Here is a 19,352-nt window from a genome sequence, read left to right as displayed (position 1 = left end):
TCCATCTTACTGGAAATTAATGTGAAGTGCAATATCATAAAAAAACAGCCTGCCATGCAAGCTGTTTTCTTCCTTTTTTATTTAATATGGACTAACGAAACCATTTAAATATTGCAGTTCATCTAGGATGATATACCCACCACCTGCACGGTTCACTTCAACGGTGACATCTCTTGCTTCGTTTAGATTTGTACTTTCGCTAAACAATGTGTCCAACGAATCAATGACTAAATCTGCAATGTCATCGCCTGAAGATTCTTCCGTTATATCACCATTCACTAATTTCTCTGTCAGTAACAAATCCAACTCTCGTTCGATTTCTGCCTGATTAATTCCTTGAACACTGATTGTTACATTAAACGTATCCTCAGCAATTGCACTTGAATCTACAATCATATACTCTGATTGAGCATAACCATTCATCATCGCTTCTGAAATTTCAATAATTTTATCTTCACTGATCCCTAGCTCATCTGCTCCCAAACCAATACCCATACCCATTGCAAAGTCCATGAGGAAAGATTCCTGCTCTTTTTCTCCCTCTTCTCTTTTTTCTTCTTCAGAACCAATTGGAGCTCGGTCTACATACTCATCAACATTTTGATAGATATTTGCTTGAATCACAGCATCTACATAATCAAAGGCCTCTTTCTCATATTGTTGCTGTTCATCGTACGTTAAATTTCCAATTGCCATTTCATCATTGTCGGGCTTTTCTGCTGTAAATTCTTCATTTGCACCTGTGTAGATGTAGGAGTTATCCGCTTCATAAGACTGATTATAATTATTAACCATGACATCAAAGTTAGATCTAAGCTCATACCCTTTTACAAGGTACGTCTCTTTATCAATATCAAAATGTAACCGTAAAGATTCTACCGTTACATCAGCTGTGTCCACGTCTTCCAGTTCGTTCCCACCCGAACGAACATCGTAAGAAATAAAGGGGTCGCCATAACCCATGGCAATTAAATCTTGACCTTCTTGATCACCTATATAAGTAAGCACATAAATATCTTCTCGTTCACTTAGTTCAAACTTATCGAAAAAGTCCTCATCAAATTCTTTGTAGAAAGCAAACGGATTTTTGTGTTCATTTGTTTTATTCTCTATATATCTCTCTTGAAATTGTTCCTCATTAGTTGTGTATGGTGAATAATCGCGAATTAACATTACATCTTCAGCATCTTTATAATACTGTTCATCTCCACGTTCACTTTGAAAATAAGTAATGTTATCAGTAAAATTATAAGCTACAGTACCCTCTATATTTGTTCCAAAACGATTGCTTTCCTTAACGGCCACTTCTACCGTAGTTAACTCATTGTGAGCTTCTTCCGCATTTTGAAGAACAGATTCTGCTGTAACCTCTTCAGGTTCTTGTTCTTCTTCAGCTGGTTCTTCTCCTTCTGCTTCATTACCGCCGGTATCTTCACTGCTGCAAGCCACTAAAAAGCTCACTGCCAAAAACCCTACCAAAAACTTTTTCATATCAGTCTCTCCTTTTTTTGCGTTTTCACGACGCATCATTTATTTACTTTATTTACAAAGTATTAGATACCCTTTCCTGCTTTTTCTAATCTTGTTATTGGGAAATTAATCAAAAAAAACGAAATCCCTTAGGATTCCGTTTACAATGTGGTAACGTCAACGAGCTTGGACTGAATAATATAGCGGTCTGGAGCACTACCAAAAAAATCAAATGGATAGCACGTAGTTAAGGTTAACGTCGCCTCATCTTTATCAACAATAACCGTCCGATCCTCCGCGTCCGTAATCCAGATATCATCTACCTCGTATTGATACCGATTTCCTTCATATTCCAAATAAAGCAAATCACCGCGCTCTACAGCATCTAATTCAGAAAAAACTGTATCACGATGTCCACTTAATACCGTGTGACGATTTTCATCAGGTGTGGTTGTCCATTTACTAACATACATACCAACACCTTGCTTTAAAGTGGCATCGTCTGTTCCCCAATATGTTTTATATGTTTTTTCGATTTCTGGGATAATGAGCCTCGACATTTCCGCACCTACCGTAAATAAATCCAGCTCATCACTCATAACAGGCTGAGACATACCTTCGGGGTCAGCGTCTACTACGTCCTCATCCATGGAAACCTCTTCTTCATCTTTTTCTTCTGGTATGTTCGATGCGAATGCTTGCAATTCATCTTGGCTTATATCCTCAGCTGCCTGTGTACCACTCACCCACTGATAACCAAAATAAACCGTCATAGTGAGACCAACTAAAATTAATGCACTGTACAATACTTTCATGCATTCACCTCACATCTCAGAAAATGTCTTTCCAAAGCTACAAATGAAATAGGATATATAGCCATTATAGAACGTTCCGACGTTTTTCTAAAGCGAGAACTGAATATAGTGTAGTCAAATTTTTATCATTCACTTCAATGTACTGTCATTGTCTTGATTACATCTTTATTTATACGTCACTGGCTTTGTGCTGACAGAGGCTGTATTTCCGTTGACTTCATTTTCTTTGCGGCGTATCATCTCATTAATGAAAACGCTTTTAAAAAAAGGGGGGAGCTACTATGATCAATGTTGCCATTATTGGAATCGGAGCCATAAGTCCTGCACATATTGAAGCTTACAAAGTCTTTGATGATCTTTGTGAAGTCACTACACTTTGTGACATAGATTTAACCAAAGCACGAGAAAAAGCTCAAAGTTATGGGTTAAAAAAGGTGCCTATTTTTAAACAGTTTGAAGAGGTATGTAGTGACCCCACCATAGAACTTGTATCCATTTGCACGCCCCCATCCACTCACGCCCATATTGCAGTAGAACTTTTGAAATCTGGAAAACACGTCATCATTGAAAAACCAATGGCTGCCTCTCTAGAAGAATGTGACCTTATCAATAAAACAGCCGAAGAACATAACAAAATCGTCTCCGTCATTGCCCAAAATCGTTTTTTCACACCTATGATGAAAGTAAAAAAAGTACTCGATCAAAAGCTAATTGGCCATGTCCTGCATAGTCAAGTCGACTCGTTTTGGTGGAGAGGGAATTGTTATTATGATCTTTGGTGGCGGGGAACATGGGAAAAAGAAGGTGGAGGTTGTACCTTGAACCATGCTGTTCATCACATTGATATCCTGCAATGGATGAATGGAATGCCTACAGAAGTAACAGCTATTATGAGTAATACAGCTCACCCTAACGCTGAGGTTGAGGACCTCTCTGTAGCTATTCTAAAATATGAGGATGGCTCCATCGCTCAAGTTACAAGCTCGGTTGTGCATCATGGAGAGGAACAACAGTTAATATTTCAGGGTGAAAAAGCACGTATCTCCGTACCATGGAAAATCCATGCTTCAACCTCTTCAGCTAATGGATTTCCCAACAAGGATACAAAGACAGAACAAACCATCGAGAGCTACTATCATAGCCTGCCTCCTCAAGAATACGAAGCACATGTGGGTCAGATTCATAATGTTCTACACGCTATCAAAGACGGCACAACCGTTCTTGTTGATGGCAAACAAGGAAGACAAACATTGGAGCTTATCACTGCCATCTATAAATCAGCAAGTGAAAAGAAAACCGTATCTTTACCTCTCAAATCTGGTGATCGCTTCTATTCAAAAGAAAGTATCTTGAACCATACTATATACTTTAACGAAAAAACCTTTCAGGTAGATGACTTTGAAACAGATAGTATTACGACAGGTGGAGAGTATGGGAAGTAAGACGTTACTAACACAGTAGTTAAGACGGAATGGGGGTAATCCCTGATCCGTTTTTTTGATTCATTGGGTGCTAGAAGTCAGATTTGGGTGGCTTGCTAAAGTAAGCATTTTTGTTGGTTACGCTTTACAGCTCTTGATAAAAAATTATCCGTATTGGTAAAGCATTAGTCCCTCTTAGTAATCCCCTCCTCCTCTTAGTAAATTAGGATCTTTCTTGATATTACATTAGTCGTTCTTGAAAACGACCTCTATCTCTGGGTAAATATCTATCCAGCTTGGTGAACGAACAATGACTCTTAGTAAGGGTCTCATGTACCCATTGAAACAGGTAGATTGAATGCGATATACCCAATAAAACGATATTTTCTATTAGATACACTTTAACGACGTAAGATTTCTGTTACGATATACAAAAAGAGGAAATAACATTCCAAATGATAGGAGACATCCAATGACTAAACCAGCCTTTGAGGTAGCCAGCGAATTTATCACTCATCACTTTCCAAACTGTAGCTTTGCCGTCCTTGCGGGGAGTACAGCTCGTGGTGAAGAAACGCCAACCTCTGATTTGGATATTGTCATTTTTGACGAGCATTCTGATCACTATAGAGAAAGTTTTGTTTATGAAGGGTGGAAAATCGAGGCATTTGTTCATCATTCAATCTCGTACAGAAAAGAGTTTGAGGAAGAGAAAGAGATTGGTAGACCAATTTTAGGAAATATGTTGATAGAAGGGCTACTTCTCAAAGACCATGCTTCATATAAAGCCATAGCCGAAAGGGCCGTTAAGCATGTACAAGAGGGTCCCGCCCCCTTAACAGAAGACTATATTAAAGCTTCGAGATACTTTATCGGAGATTTATTAGATGATTTTATTGATTCCAAACATCATGATGAAGCAGTTATCACGTTAAACCAACTGTCTTTACAACTACCTGATTTTATTTTGAGGCTAAATAATCAATGGTCAGGCAGAGGAAAAGGATTATCCAGAGCATTATATGCTTTTGATCATGAGTTAGCTCAAACATTTTTCCATGCTTTACGAGGATACTATCAACATCAAAATAAAGAACCGTTCATCGCCTTTGTGACTGATATTTACAAGCCGCTCGGAGGATTTTTATTTGATGGATTTTCATTGGGGAAAAAATAAAAGAAAAAATGATATCATTGACAAGTTCCGATATAAAACATTATAGTGAATCTATTAACTAAATAGATTCTTTTTTCTTATCCAGAGAGGTGGAGGGACTGGCCCTTTGAAACCTCGGCAACAGACTTTTTAAGAACTGTGCCAATTCCTGTAGTTGTGATACTACAAAGATAAGAAGAGCAGGTTATCGTGCAGATTATCAACCCCTCTTCTTATGGAAGAGGGGTTTTTTGATAGGAGAATTGAAAAAAAGAGGAGAGAACATCATGACAATCGCAAAAGGAAAAGCACCATTTAGAGCAGACCACGTAGGAAGTCTATTACGCCCAGAGAGCATTCATAAGGCGAGAAAAGACTTTAAAGAGGGAACGATTACCGCACAAGAGTTATACGACATTGAAACAACTGAAATAACTAGAGTAGTCGATAAGCAAATTGAAGTAGGTCTTCAAGCAGTGACAGATGGTGAATTCCGCCGCAGGTTCTGGCATACTGATTTCCTTGAGCATCTAACAGGTGTGGAAGGCTATATTCCTGAGCATGGTTTTAAATTTAAAGGTGAAGATACTGAAGCGTATGATGTCCGAGTGACTGGAAAGATTTCATTTAATTCAGATCACCCTCAAATAAAAGAGTTTATCCAGTTCAATGAGATTGTGGGAGATCGAGCAGTGGCTAAACAAACGATCCCAAGCCCCAATCAATTGTTTAATGCAGGTATCCGTAATCTTGAGGTCTATCCAGACATTGAGGAATTTACGAAAGATGTCATTCAAATCTATCGCGAAACCATTCAAGCCTTTTATGATGCAGGCTGCCGCTACCTTCAATTAGACGATGTCTATATTGCTGGACTCAATGCACCCGAGATTCCATTTAACGATAGTGGGCATTCGCGTGAGGAGTTAATAGAATTAGCCTTACGTGTAATAAATGGCGTATTAGAAGATAAACCAGAAGATTTAGTTATCACTACTCACCTTTGCCGAGGAAACTACCGCTCAAAATGGGCATTTGAAGGAAGCTACGCAAAAATAGCTCCTACTTTATTCGCAAAGGAAAAAGTAGATGGGTTTTTCTTAGAATATGATGATGATCGCTCAGGCGATTTCGAACCATTACAGCACATTCCAAATGGCGGACCGCAAGTGGTACTCGGTCTTTTCACATCTAAACATGGTGAGCTGGAAGATAAAGAAACGATCAAAGCCCGCTTCGATGAGGCCACGCAATATGTGCCTGCCGAGCAGCTTTGCCTTAGCCCTCAATGTGGCTTTGCTTCCACACACCACGGAAATATCCTTACAGAGGAAGAGCAGTGGGAGAAACTGAAGTATATCGTGGAGATTTCTAAGGAGCTTTGGGGATAATAGAAGAAAGGCCGGGTAAAAATCATATAATTTTTCTCCGGCTTTTTTCATGTTCTTACTCCCCTTCTTCTAACGACTTACCAAGCCGGATCGACATGTCATGTACTCAGAGGTGAAGCCATTAACAAAACTCAGCTGCTGTTCAAGCTCGTTTATAATGAATCTAAGTAATAAAATGAACGTTTTTCTCGAAAAAATTGGGCCAGAACATTTACCAAGTAGAATGATTGTTAAGTAAAGATGGAACTAGATTTTATCCAGAGGCCAAGAGCATTGCCAAGAGGGATACGCTTGAAATCAAGACGATCCAGGATTCACCAAGCGCCAGGGGACGTTATCAAGACCGATGCTCATGAATTCAAGACGTAAAGAGTTTTACCCAGAGCCGAAGAGGTTTATCAAGTGCTACTCTGATATCATCTAGAGGTCCACTGGCTTTAGCAAGAACACCAAGCAAATTTGATCCACTTCAATAGAATTATAAGGAAAAAAACATCCGATCCTATCAACCTTATTGATCGTTTGGAACCTATTCAAGAGGAAACGAAACCAAATCAAGACGAACTGGGATTCACCAAGAGCCGCCCTGGCGACACGCCAATAAATGAAAGCATGGATTAAGACGATGCCTAAAATCGTTCCAAAAAAACCCCAAAAGCTACGTTTTCACGTTATCTTTTGGGGTCACATCAATATTCATTACATCGTTATCATTGGTCGAATTCAATAGATAATAAGACGCCGATTCCTTCAACATCAACAGCTTTCATGTCCGGCTGACTTTCAAATTGGATAGATTGTAAGATCAGATTTTTTTGCAGCAGGTGATCAAATTTGATTAATACTTCTTGAAATTCTGCATCAACCTTGATGTATAAATCAATCCTCAAGTCCACTGGTAGATTTAATTCTTTTCTATAGGTTTGCACAGCTCGAATCACTTCTCTGACTAGCCCTTCTTCTTTTAGCTCGGTAGTGACTCGTGTATCGAGCATCGTTAGAAACGTTTGCCCTTCGGATAGTTCAAACCCTTTGGCTGGCTTCTTCTCCATTAAGAAGTCTTCTTTTGTTAGGCGTACCTCTTCTCCCGACTGAAGTGTGACTTGCAGTTCATTTTCCTTTAATAGTTTATTCTTTTGGGTCTCATCTAAAGCTGAGACGATTGTTTTCACTTCTCCTACGGCTTTTCCTAATTTAGGTCCAGCTACTGAGAAGTTTAATTTGAGCTCGACTTCTAGTGAATCCTCTGAATCTCGCTTGAACTCAATTTCTTTTACATTTGTCTCTTCTTTGATGATGGAGACATACGTCTGTAAATACGAGAGATCCATTGCTTCTATTGGTGATACCATTAACCTAGCTAATGGCTGCTTCGTTTTGATACTTGTTGCATTCCGGATGGATCGTGTTTGCTCTACAATTTGTACAACGGCATCCATATCCCGTTCTAGTGACAAATTAATTAGTGATTCATCTGCTTGAGGATAGTCTGATACATGTACACTTTCATTCGTTAATGTAAGGTAGATATCTTCAGAGATAAATGGCGCAAACGGTGCGATGAGCTGTGACACCTTCTTTAATACTTCAAACAATGTGTGAAAGGCTGCTTTTTTATCATCGGTCATCCCGCTACTCCAGAAACGCTGTCTAGAGCGTCTTACATACCAATTACTAAGCTCATCTAAGAATACAGCAATCGTTCTTGCACCTTTCGTCATATCGTATGCGTCTAAGCTCTGGGTCACTTCTTTTACCACTGAATGTAACCTCGATAAAATCCATTTATCAAGTGTTGTTTGGACACCCCCAGCATGCTTTGTCGGATCAAATTGATCAATACTCGCATACATCGTGTAAAAGGAATGAACATTTACAAGTGTGTCTATCACCTTTGATTTTGCGTGACTAACCGTTTTCTTAGAGAATCGCTTATTATTCCATGGTGCACTGTCGGCTAGTAGCGCCCATCTAAGAGAGTCGGCACCAAATTCATGAATGAGTTCAACTGGATTCAGCGCATTCCCTTTACTTTTAGACATCTTCTGACCATTTTCATCTAGAATATGTCCTAATGATAGAACACGTTTGTATGGTGCTTCACCTGTATATAGAGTTGATACAGCTAACAAGCTATAAAACCAACCTCTTGTCTGATCTACTCCTTCAATCACAACATCGGCAGGGAATTGTTTCTTAAACATCTCTTCATTTTCAAATGGATGATGATATTGTGCAAATGGCATCGCCCCACTGTCGAACCATACATCGATAACCTCACTCGTACGATCCATGGTGCCTCCGCAAGAACAATTAAGATGGATATGATCCACGTATGGCTTATGAAGTTCAATGTTATCCTGAAGATCCTCAACCGATAGATCTCTTAATTCTTCAATCGAACGAGGCGACTTTTCTGCTTCACACTCTCTGCAAATCCAGACATTTAGAGGGGTACCCCAATATCGATTACGTCCAATATTCCAATCAACCATGCCTTCCAAAAAGTTACCGAACCTTCCCTCTTTCATATGAGAAGGGAACCACTCCACCTGTTGATTATTCGCCTGCATTTTTTCCTTCACAGCCGTTGTCCGAATGAACCATCCTTCCATCGCGTAATATAAAAGCGGACTGTCACATCTCCAGCAATGAGGATAGCTATGCTCATATTTTTGCTTATCGAATAAGAGATTCTGCTTCGACAGCATCTTCACGATCTCAACATCACATTCCTTCACAAATCTACCCGCAAGTGGTGTCACTTCTTCTTTATAACGGCCCTTCGAATCAACAAGATTCACATAATCTAATTGGGACTCGTTAATTAATGCGTAGTCATCCTCTCCATGTGCTGGGTTGATATGAACAAGGCCTGTTCCACTTGTATCTGTAACAAAATCAGCTGCTAGCACCTCATGACCTTTCGTTAAAGAGACATAATGGAATGGTGCTTCATATTTTAGACCGACAAGATCATGTCCTTTTACCGTGTCTAAAATGTCATATTCACCTTTTATCACAGTTGAAACAAGTGATTCTGCTAGAATATATACTTCATTATTTTGACTCACCCGTACATAGCTAAGTTCCGGATTTACAGCAATCGCAACGTTACCAGGAAGAGTCCAAGGAGTTGTAGTCCAACCTAATAAGAATTCATTCTCTCTACCTTTTACTCGGAATTTAGCAGTAGCTGAAAGATCCGTAACGTCCTTATATCCTTGAGCTACTTCATGAGAACTAAGTGACGTCTCACAATGTGGACAGTAAGGTACCACACGATGTCCTTTATATAAGTATCCTTTATCATGAATACTCGAGAGAATGTTCCAGACCGATTCAATGTAATCATTTTTAAGTGTTACATATGGTTGGTCCATATCTACCCAGTAACCTAATGCATACGTAAATTGCTTCCACTCTTTTTCGTAAGCAAACACACTCTCCTTACACTTTTGGATGAAATTCTCGATCCCGTACTCTTCAATTTGATCTTTGCCTCTAATATTTAGCTGCTTCTCGACCTCTAACTCTACAGGCAACCCGTGCGTATCCCAGCCTGCTTTTCTAAATACTTGATAGCCTGACATCGTTTTGTATCTGGCCACAAAATCCTTCATCGTTCTACCCAATGCATGCCCTGCATGTGGCATTCCGTTTGCTGTAGGCGGTCCTTCATAGAAAACAAAGGTTTCTTTTCCTTCTCGATTATCAATGGATTGTTGGAACGTATTTTCTTGATTCCAATAATCACGAATTCTCGCTTCTCTTTCTGCTACTGTTTCCTTCAAATACCTCACCTCTTCTTTTATAATAAAAAAACTCGACCCCATAGACGCAGGATCGAGTTCATATATATAAGCATATAAGCCCTTATAAACAAAATAAAAAAACCTAGTAGTGGTTTTATGTTTGTTCATTCACTACGTACTATCATACGCGTCCTGGGTATCGGCAGAAAACCGTCAAAGCTTAAATGCAGTTCAGCTTTGCTTCTCGGAGAGGATTTTCGTTACGCTCTTATCGTTGACTTGCACCGGTTCGTCAACTCTCTGTAGATAAGATCACCATAACTACTCTTTCTCGTCATAGAATTCAATATGAATTTACAGTTAATAGTAATGGACGCTACCCCTTAAGTCAAGTTTAGGGGAGAAGGCGAGATTGGTTACTCTCCTTTTCTCGCCAACATAAGAAAAACAGAAATAAAACTAAAGGCCACCAAAGCTAGAAATGGGATGGTTACAAATCCAAACCAGTTGATATATTGCATGTTACAAGGTACACCCTCCGAACATGGAGAAGCAGTCGCAAGGGATGGAAACTTTTGCAAAGAATAATGATAGAGCGAAGTACCCACTCCAATGATGGACAGAGGCAGGGCGTATTTTTTGATCTTTACATCACTATGATATGCAGCCACTCCTAAAATAAGTGCAAGTGGATACATTAAAATACGTTGATACCAACACATATCACATGGTTCAAATCCTCTGACTTCACTAAAATATAAACTACCAAATGTGGCAATCATCGCTGTGACCCAAGAAACATAAAGAAAGAAGTTTGACCGTTTAATAGATGCCATTCTGTTACCTCTCTTCTAACTTCTGTTCGATCGCCTTTTTGAGTTGTTCATAGTTAAAAGGGTCCTCTAATTTTAGATTATCCACCATTATGGTTGGCGTTTGACTCACTTCATATTTTTCCACTAAAGCCATATCTCTTTGTACATAATCCACATACGTTTGCTCAATCATGTCGATAGCCAAATTCTCTAGGTCAATCTCTGAATCGAGCGAGTGTGCGACATCGATTAGTGTCTCAGGCGTCACCCACGGGTCATCGTGACTTTGTATATCTGGCTGCTCCCTATAAATCCCACTATGGAACGCCCAAAAAGACTCTGGATGGTTGGCCCACACGGATTCACTAGCTAGTGCAGCAAGACCCGACTCTTGTCCATGAAATAATGTATTAACATAAACAAGGTTCACTTGACCCGTTTGGATAAACTCTTTATCTAGTTTCGGAAGGATTTCCTCATCCCATGCTTTACACGAGGGACATTTGTAATCCCCGAATTCAGTAATAGTAATTTGGGCATCCGCTTCTCCCTTAATTGGCTGGCCTTCCATATCTGGTGCCTCACTATACTCCACTCCATTCACTTCAGGAGTAGAAATAGATTCGACAACTAAAAAACCACCAACAGCCAAAATAAACACGGCTACAGAAATCAAAACGATCCGTTTCATTTCTTCATTACTCCTCTCTCTCTACTACAATCGCTTTAATTAGTATAACAAGGATACATGACTAGTTTAATGAACCTCTGGTCGGATTCATGACAATCAGAGGACGTTTATGATTCTACACGGAAACGGTCTTAGTAATGTAAGCATCTTCCTTTGTAAAACTCCTACTATCTTGGTAAAGAGGTCAGTCTCTTATCAGAATCAATTTCAGCTTAGTAACATAAGCATGTCTCTTGAAAAAGGCTTCTACCTCTTGTTAAACCTTTATTTAGCTTAGTATTTCTAGTGCTCATCTTAATAAAGAACCTCACTCTTAATCCCTTACATTCAACGAGTTTGTTAAATCCTCACCACACTAAAAAACGCCGGACCCTTACAGTCCGACGTCCCTTCAATCTATTCCTTCACTCTAAGCAAGCGTAATCCGTTTGCTGTAACGAGCAGGGTGGCTCCAACATCTGCTAAAATGGCAATCCAGAGCGTTAACCAGCCTGGTACGACTAGCATAAGAGCCAAAAGCTTAATACCAAGTGAGAAAGTAATATTTTGCTTGATAATCGTTAGCGCACGACGGCTTAGTTTTATGGTATAAGGTAGTTTCTTGAGGTCATCTCCCATAAGGGCAATATCAGCGGTCTCAAGAGCTGTATCCGTACCCGCTCCTCCCATCGCTATGCCAACGGTTGATGCGGCTAATGCCGGCGCGTCATTGACGCCATCACCAATCATGGCGACCTTACCATGTGTTTTCTTAAACTCTTTCATATAGGTCAATTTGTCTTCAGGCATCAATTCAGCCTTAACATCCGTTACACCAATTTGTTGCCCGATGGCTTGAGCAGTACCTTTGTTATCACCAGTCAACATAATCGTGGTACGAATGCCAATCTCATGTAAAGCAGAGATGACACTTTTGCTCGACTCGCGCACCTCATCTGCCACAGCAATACATCCTATAATTGCTTGCTCCGTGCCTACAACCATAACGGTTTTACCCTGATCCTGCAGTTGCTTAATGAATGTAGACTGTTCTTCTATCCGACCTTCAAACAGTTTTGGGCTTCCGACATAATAGGTTACGCCATCAATGACTCCCGTTACCCCTTTACCGGTAATCGATGAAAATTCAGTCACATACACACTCTTATACTGCACATGCTCTTGCTCTGCTTTTCTCACAATAGCCGAAGCTAAAGGATGCTGAGACCTTGATTCGAGTGCTGCTACAATCTTAAGTACATCTTGTCTATCTGTGTCTTCTACCAAAGATAGATCCGTCACAACCGGTACACCCTTTGTCAGCGTCCCAGTTTTATCAAAAGCGATAGCCTTCAACGAACCTGTTTCCTCTAGGTACACCCCACCTTTTATCAATACGCCATGTTTGGCCGCATTGCCAATTGCAGTCACGATCGCAACAGGAGTTGAGATGACAAGTGCACAAGGACACCCTACCACTAACACAGCTAAACCTTGATAGATCCACGTTGACCAATCCCCACCCATAAATAATGGTGGTAGGGTAGCGACAAGTGCGGCAACTAGAATAATAGCTGGTGTATAGTACTTAGCAAATCGATCAACAAAAGCTTGGGAAGGAGCTCGTTCTGCCTGTGCGTCCTCGACTAATTGAATCACTTTAGAGATGGTTGTGTCCTCTACATGCTTGGTGACACGGACTTCTAGTAATCCTTCTTCATTCAAAGTTCCAGCAAAAACATCGTCATCCGTATTCTTCTCCACCGGAATGGATTCACCTGTTATGGCCGCTTGGTTCACAGAGGAATGACCGCCCACCACTATTCCGTCCATGGCTAGCTTTTGACCTGGCTTTACTATCATGACATCACCAATAGCTATCTCTTCTACTCGAACCGTCATTTCTTGACCATTTCGCTTAATTAGGGCTTCTTTAGGAGCAATATCCATTAGAGATCGGATGGACTGTCTTGCTCTGTCCATCGAGAAACGTTCAAGTGCCTCACTAATCGCGAACAAGATGACAACAATGGCCCCTTCTGTCCATTCACCGATGATGGCTGCCCCAATGACTGCGATGGTCATTAGTGTTCTCATATCAAACTGGAATCGACTAAGATTCACTAATCCTTGTTTGAATAAAGAATAACCTCCGACAACCATAGACGTGGCAAATGCTAAAACTGTAACGAGATTGTCCCCTCCATTAATTCCTTGTGAAATCAAACCAAATACAAGGAAAAGAAGCGATCCAATCACCGTTATATGTTTTTGAATAAACGTTTGATTAACTGTTGGCTCTTCGACTCGTGGAGCTGATCGATCATGTTCTGGTCGGACCTTTAGCTTCTCAAATGCTCCAGCTTTCTCAAGCGCTTCAACAGAGGTCGTTCCCTCAACTGTAATTTTTGAGGCACCGAAGTTTACCTTTGCGTCACTTACGCCATCAAGCTTCTTCACATTTTTCTCAAAGGTACCGGCACATCCCGCGCATGAAAATCCTTCTACACGATATACTTGTGAATCTGTATGCTGATGGCTCATCGTTTAAACCTCCTGACCGTGCTCAACCGCCATCATAACTAATTGACGGACATGCTCATCATCCAATGAATAAAAAACAAGCTTGCCCTCCTTGCGACTTTTAGCAATACGTAGATTACGCAAATGTCTCAGGTGATGGGAAGTACTGGCTGTTGTCATTCCAATAATGTTTGCTACATCGCATACGCATAATTCTTCTTCTTGAAGAAGTGCGTACGCAATCTTTAAGCGAGTCACATCAGATAAAGCTTTAAAGACATCCGCAACAGGAACAAAATCGACTTTTTGAACAAGCCCCGTTACTCGTTTTACCTTTTGCTCATCGTAGCTAAAAATTTCACATGTATCTTGATTATCTTTTATCGTTTTCATAGGTTGGACACCTCATTCAAATGTTTGTTTGATTATTAGTTTATGTGAGTTCACGTTAAATGTCAATCATATAATCAAATGAATATTTGAATGTAATATTGAATCAATCCTTTTCTTCCTACCAATAGCACTCTATAATAGCTTAAAAGAATAGGAGTGTGTCAGCATGTATACCCCAGAATACTTTCGAATAAAGGATGATGAGACCATCCATCAAGTGATTAAAGAGAACGGATTTGCGACTCTCATTTCAGACCAGTTGAAAGATCTTTCAGCTACACACTTGCCCCTTATGTTAGATGCACAGAAGAATTGCTTGTATGGGCACTTTGCAAAAGCGAATCCTCAATGGAAAGACCTTGATAATCAGCGAGTATTAGCTATTTTCCAAGGGCCACATAGTTATATCTCTCCCTCCTGGTACGAAACAAATCAAGCTGTACCTACCTGGAATTATGTAGCTGTACATGTGTATGGAGACATTGAATTAGTCGGAGATCAAGAGCTTGCTCAATCATTTAGTGAGTTGGTCTCCAAATATGAAAAACCAGACAGTACGTATCAATTGGCTACCGTTGATGCTGAATATATAGCAGGCTTATCAAAAGGTGTTGTAGGGTTCCGCATCAAAATAAAATCAATAGAAGCTACAGCAAAATTGAGTCAGAACCATTCTAAGGAAAGAAATAAGCGAGTGATAGAGGAATTGGAGAAATCTCAATCGGATAATGAGCGCCAGATCGCTGCGTATATGAGATCGTATAATCAAATCCGTTAGAGACGCACGAAAAAAAGATGGAGTAGAAATCTTCTACACCCCATCTTTTTTGTTTCATTTTGGAATTTCCGCATGTAGATCGTCTTCTTTTTCACAAGATGCCCATTTAACAAAGGTTGTCTTAAAACCAGCTCTCTCTGGAGAACAGATGAACGGTCCGGCTTGAATTGACTTATTATCTTGTTCCGGAAACTCCGATACTCGAATCGTCTGCCAAGCTCCTTCATCTGCTTTTGCCCGAATAATGACCGCTCCTTCAAAATAAGAAGCACGAATGGTAATCTGACGCCCTGCCCAATCTGGAACCGGAAACAGCGACCAATCCGAATGCCCCTTAGTCACAACGGCTCCTATATGCGGAACACCATCATTCATCTCAACGCCAGCTTTAATCCAGTTCTGCTTATCCAGATACATCATTAAACCCGCCTGATCATACTTTTCAACAAAGCTATCCGTCAAAAAACCAACTTCAACAGCCCTATCTAATGACCACACATCGAGTAAGGCGTGGCCACTGCTCCGTTCAAACCCATAATAGGTTTTTTGCCAGTAATCGCTTTGTGCTTGTGCTTCTACCGTTAAAGATCCATCTTGTTCTCTTATCGATGATGGATGATTTGTCCATGTTCCTTGCTGCCAAGGAATTGTTCTATTGTCCAAGATACCTTCCCCCCTCTACCTTAGTGCCTTTCGACTTTTATCAGAGCATTTCCTTCTCCAACTGCTTCATCTCATAAAAATACCCTTTTTTGCTCATCAATTCAGCAAATGTGCCTGATTCAACAATCGTACCCTCACTCATCTGAATGATTTGATCCATCTCTTCTAAGCCCTTTAAGCGATGACTCACTAGCACAACGGTTGCTTCATGCGCCTGTTCATATAGACTCGATAATATAGATTGTTCCATCACCGCGTCTAATGAGGATGTTGGTTCATCCAATAGCCACAGGCCTCCTCCTTTGAGCATAGCTCTAGCAATCGCCAACCTTTGTTTCTCCCCGCCTGAAAGATTATCTCCTTTTTCGAAGATCGCGTCATCAAGTGTAAAATGATGGAGGTTAACCTTCTCTAGGGCTTGAATGAACGATTGATCAGATAGATGATCACCAGCTAATTTCAAATTGTCACGAATGGTTCCGAAGAAAAATTGATTCTCTTGTAACATGACATTCGTCTGTTGCCATAGTGACTGCTCGTCCACTTCATGAAGCGCCCTGTTATTAATCCTCACCTGCCCCTCATTTGGCTGGTAAAGATTTAGTATAAGTTGAAGTAAGGTAGATTTCCCTGATCCACTTGGACCGACAATCGCAATCTTCTCCCCTGCTTTAATTTGGAGATTTATCTTACTAAGTGTTGTTGTCTCATGTTTTTGTTGAAAGCTAAATGACACCTGATCCATCTCTATTGAAAGTGGACCATCCTGAACCTGATGTTTTTCATACAGGTGCTCTTCTGGTTGCTCCTCCTTTCGAAAAATCGAAAAGAGCCGCGTTGCAGAGTGTTTGCTTTCTTGCAAATAAGCAGGAAAAACCGCCATAGGAGAAACATCTTCAAATACCGTCAGCGAGATCATAATTAACATCGCCAGGAACACTCCTTCAAGGTCACCTACTGAAACTAGATAAGCACCCACAGCCACAATGATCCATGAAAAAAGTAACGTGACAAACGTATTTAATGATAGATTATACGTCTTATTTATACTTTCGCGCTCCTGCTCCTTAATATAGGATTCCGATACACCTAACACAGCTTGTTTCTTCTCTGATAATTTTGAGTGAACCTTTAAGTCTCGGAAGCCTTGAAAGAATTCATTTAATTCATTTGATAGCTCACTACGCTTTTGTCTTACCATCGGATCAATCTTTGATTGTCTGTAAGCAAAGCTCATTGGTATCACAAAAACAGTGAGAAGCATTCCAGCAAGTAAAATCCACGCAATGTAAGCCGAAAAGAACATTGTGAATACCACGGTACTCAAAAAGACAATGAGTAAGACGATTGGTGGATAGAGTACTCGTAAAAAGAAGTTTTGTAAACTTTCTACATCACTAACCACTCTCGCCAAGAGATCCCCGCTCCGATATTTAGTAAAGATACTTGGAGCTAAGGGTTCAAGTTTTTCAAAGAAAGTGGCTCGTAGATTCCCTAATATAGTGAATGTCGCCCGATGAGAGACATAACGCTCACCAAAACGACTGAATGCTCGCGTAAAGCCAAGTAGTTTCACAAATGAAGTCACGATAATTAAGGCATACAAGGGTGTTAAGAGAAATGCTTTTGAGATGAGATAGCCGCTAGCAGCAAACATTCCGATTGCCGCGATTCCTGCGATAAAACCGAACAGGATTGAATAGAGAATATCCTTCTTCTCAGTTAATACTAACTTACATATAGCCGCTAGATCTCTCATGAAGCACTCTCCCCTCTTTGCACTGTAACCATTTCCCGATACTCAGCTACCCTGTCATACAGGTCATCATGACTGCCAACAGCCTTAAGCTGTCCCTCTTTCATAAAGAGAATCTGATCTGCATCCTTGATTGTATAGAGGCGATGAGCCACAGTGATGATTGTCGCCTGCTTAGACAGCTGCTGAATGGACCGTTGCAATAACCTTTCCGTTTCTAGATCAAGACCGTTTGTTGGTTCATCAAAGAGAATAACAGACGGCTCTTTTAGAAAAGCACGAGCTAACGCGACCCGCTGCTTTTCTCCACCTGATAAGCCACGTCCTCCCTCACCAATCAGTGTGTGTGCTCCATCTTTTAAGTTTCGGATCATTCCACTTAATCCAGCTCGTTCGATGGCTCGACCCAATTCATCTTGTGTAAACGAACGACCGCCTTCAATCGCGATATTCTCAGCAATTGTTCCTGAAAAAAGATACGGATTTTGAGAGATATAACTCAATTGATTAAACCAACTTTTTTCTTCGTATTCAGATAAGGGTTTCCCATCTACCATCACTTGACCATTCGTAGGTCTAATTAATCCAGCGATTAACTGTAATAACGTTGTCTTACCCGATCCACTAGGACCAACAATAGCTATTTTGCTATAAGGGCTAACCTCTGTATTGATTGACTCTAGTTGAAATTTCTCTTCACCATAGCTATAGCTTAGTTGACGTAATTCAAGCTTAGGAGGTGTCATCTTTTTCACAAGTGGCGCGTCACCCCAAGTCACTGTCTCCTCTTCTCGAGCCAGCTCTTCATCCACTTTTTTTGCAGCGCCAATACTTGATCGTCCATTATGAAAGGCACTTCCAAGCTCTTTTAATGACGAATAGAACTCTGGAACAAGGATCATCACAAAGAAGCCAGTAAAGAAGGTTAACTGATCATAGATAATGATCTGAATGACAAGCTCTAACGCAATAATTCCAATACTAAGCATGGAGATAATCTCCAACATGAATGTTTGTGTGAAGGCTACTTTCAAGATCGCCATCGTTGCATCTCTGAATCCCAAGCTACTCTTCAATATCGTTTGTTTCTGTTGATTGGCACGCCCGAATAGCTTAAGAGTGGTTAAGCCTTGCAATGAATCAAGAAAACGTCCGGAAAAAGAAGCAAGCTTCTCCACCTGTTCCTCTGACTTATCCCTCGTCTGCAGACCAACAATAATCATAAAGAGTGGAATAAATGGAGCTGTTACAAGCATAATCAAACCTGAATTAAGATGCTGAGATGCCACAACCACGAGGATTAAGATGGGCACAAAGGCAGTCTGCATCAGCTGCGGTATATACTGACTGAAATACCCATCAATCTCATCTATAGCATCTGTCACCACACTGATTTTCCTTCCCGACTGTCCTTGTTTGGACGCGAGAAACGAAAGCGATGCGTATTTTTTTAGAAATTCACCACGATACTCGCTCTTTACTTTTGTGGCTAACTTTAGCCCAGATCGTCTACTAAGGTAGATAAACAATGAGCGTGCGCACAAACAAAGAAGCAGCCACAGTAAATCAACTAAAACCTCTTCAAAGGATTTCCCTTGCAAAAATACACCGTCTACAATCTTCACAAGGAAATAAGCCTGTCCCACAATGGATAGCCCAATCAAAACAGCAGAGAGCAATAGAAAGATCATTCTTTTTTTATATGAAAATGCACGCTCTTTTAATGTACGCATGGTTCACCCATCC

Annotated in this window: 14 protein-coding genes and 1 riboswitch; of the genes, 4 read left to right on the top strand and 10 right to left on the bottom strand. The window is 40.5% G+C overall.

Annotation, left to right across the window (positions count from 1 at the left end):
• Window positions 1-81: 81 nt before the first annotated feature.
• Together J2S05_RS11740 and J2S05_RS11735 are read right to left on the bottom strand one after the other, a co-directional pair.
• Window positions 82-1,491 carry a hypothetical protein gene (locus J2S05_RS11740; RefSeq protein ID WP_306983007.1) on the bottom strand — a complete coding sequence of 470 codons (1,410 nt, stop codon included), beginning with the start codon at window positions 1,489-1,491 and terminating at the stop codon, window positions 82-84.
• A gap of 140 nt (window positions 1,492-1,631) precedes the next feature.
• Complete coding sequence (locus tag J2S05_RS11735) at window positions 1,632-2,285, bottom strand: class D sortase (RefSeq protein ID WP_306983006.1); 654 nt, start codon at window positions 2,283-2,285, stop codon at window positions 1,632-1,634.
• A gap of 281 nt (window positions 2,286-2,566) precedes the next feature.
• Between J2S05_RS11735 and J2S05_RS11730 the strand changes: the two genes are divergently transcribed.
• The 3 genes from J2S05_RS11730 to J2S05_RS11720 all read left to right on the top strand — a co-directional run bounded on the left by J2S05_RS11730 (window position 2,567) and on the right by J2S05_RS11720 (window position 6,253).
• Window positions 2,567-3,727 (top strand): Gfo/Idh/MocA family protein, encoded by a 1,161-nt coding sequence (locus tag J2S05_RS11730; protein WP_306983003.1) that lies wholly within the window; start codon window positions 2,567-2,569, stop codon window positions 3,725-3,727.
• Between the two features lie 451 nt (window positions 3,728-4,178).
• Window positions 4,179-4,883, top strand: coding sequence for a nucleotidyltransferase domain-containing protein (locus J2S05_RS11725; protein ID WP_306983000.1), 705 nt, complete (start codon window positions 4,179-4,181; stop codon window positions 4,881-4,883).
• A gap of 74 nt (window positions 4,884-4,957) precedes the next feature.
• A riboswitch (SAM riboswitch) is annotated at window positions 4,958-5,060 on the top strand.
• An 89-nt stretch (window positions 5,061-5,149) separates the two neighbouring features.
• On the top strand, window positions 5,150-6,253 hold the full coding sequence (locus J2S05_RS11720; protein ID WP_306982998.1) for a 5-methyltetrahydropteroyltriglutamate--homocysteine S-methyltransferase: 1,104 nt from the start codon (window positions 5,150-5,152) through the stop codon (window positions 6,251-6,253).
• A 710-nt stretch (window positions 6,254-6,963) separates the two neighbouring features.
• Here the strand turns inward: J2S05_RS11720 and ileS are convergent.
• From ileS to J2S05_RS11695, 5 genes are all read right to left on the bottom strand, one after another.
• Window positions 6,964-10,047, bottom strand: coding sequence for an isoleucine--tRNA ligase (ileS, locus tag J2S05_RS11715; protein ID WP_370873641.1), 3,084 nt, complete (start codon window positions 10,045-10,047; stop codon window positions 6,964-6,966).
• Between the two features lie 377 nt (window positions 10,048-10,424).
• Window positions 10,425-10,844, bottom strand: a complete 420-nt coding sequence (locus tag J2S05_RS11710) for a disulfide oxidoreductase (protein WP_306982996.1) — start codon at window positions 10,842-10,844, stop codon at window positions 10,425-10,427.
• 4 nt (window positions 10,845-10,848) lie between these two features.
• Window positions 10,849-11,514: a DsbA family protein gene (locus J2S05_RS11705; protein WP_306982995.1), complete on the bottom strand. Its 666-nt coding sequence runs from the start codon at window positions 11,512-11,514 to the stop codon at window positions 10,849-10,851.
• A 396-nt stretch (window positions 11,515-11,910) separates the two neighbouring features.
• Window positions 11,911-14,037, bottom strand: coding sequence for a heavy metal translocating P-type ATPase (locus J2S05_RS11700; RefSeq protein ID WP_306982993.1), 2,127 nt, complete (start codon window positions 14,035-14,037; stop codon window positions 11,911-11,913).
• A gap of 3 nt (window positions 14,038-14,040) precedes the next feature.
• A complete protein-coding gene (locus J2S05_RS11695; protein ID WP_306982991.1) occupies window positions 14,041-14,409 on the bottom strand; it encodes an ArsR/SmtB family transcription factor in 369 nt (122 codons plus the stop codon).
• Between the two features lie 166 nt (window positions 14,410-14,575).
• On the opposite strand from J2S05_RS11695, the gene J2S05_RS11690 reads away from it, so the two are divergent.
• Complete coding sequence (locus tag J2S05_RS11690) at window positions 14,576-15,187, top strand: FMN-binding negative transcriptional regulator (RefSeq protein ID WP_306982990.1); 612 nt, start codon at window positions 14,576-14,578, stop codon at window positions 15,185-15,187.
• 54 nt (window positions 15,188-15,241) lie between these two features.
• On the opposite strand, the gene J2S05_RS11685 is transcribed toward J2S05_RS11690, so the two are convergent.
• The 3 genes from J2S05_RS11685 to cydD are packed head-to-tail and all read right to left on the bottom strand — an operon-like array spanning window position 15,242 to window position 19,339.
• Window positions 15,242-15,850, bottom strand: a complete 609-nt coding sequence (locus J2S05_RS11685) for a DUF1349 domain-containing protein (protein WP_306982988.1) — start codon at window positions 15,848-15,850, stop codon at window positions 15,242-15,244.
• A 40-nt stretch (window positions 15,851-15,890) separates the two neighbouring features.
• The gene (gene cydC, locus J2S05_RS11680) at window positions 15,891-17,609 is read right to left on the bottom strand and encodes a thiol reductant ABC exporter subunit CydC (protein ID WP_306982987.1); all 1,719 of its coding nucleotides are present in this window, start codon (window positions 17,607-17,609) and stop codon (window positions 15,891-15,893) included.
• A complete protein-coding gene (cydD, locus tag J2S05_RS11675) occupies window positions 17,606-19,339 on the bottom strand; it encodes a thiol reductant ABC exporter subunit CydD (RefSeq protein WP_306982985.1) in 1,734 nt (577 codons plus the stop codon). The genes cydC and cydD overlap by 4 nt, the downstream gene beginning before the upstream one ends.
• Window positions 19,340-19,352: the final 13 nt, after the last annotated feature.

The organism is Alkalicoccobacillus murimartini, from assembly GCF_030813245.1.
GTDB lineage: Bacteria > Bacillota > Bacilli > Bacillales > Bacillaceae_D > Alkalicoccobacillus > Alkalicoccobacillus murimartini.
Note: the sequence above shows the minus strand (reverse complement) of the source record. Positions and strands in the feature narration are given on the sequence as shown.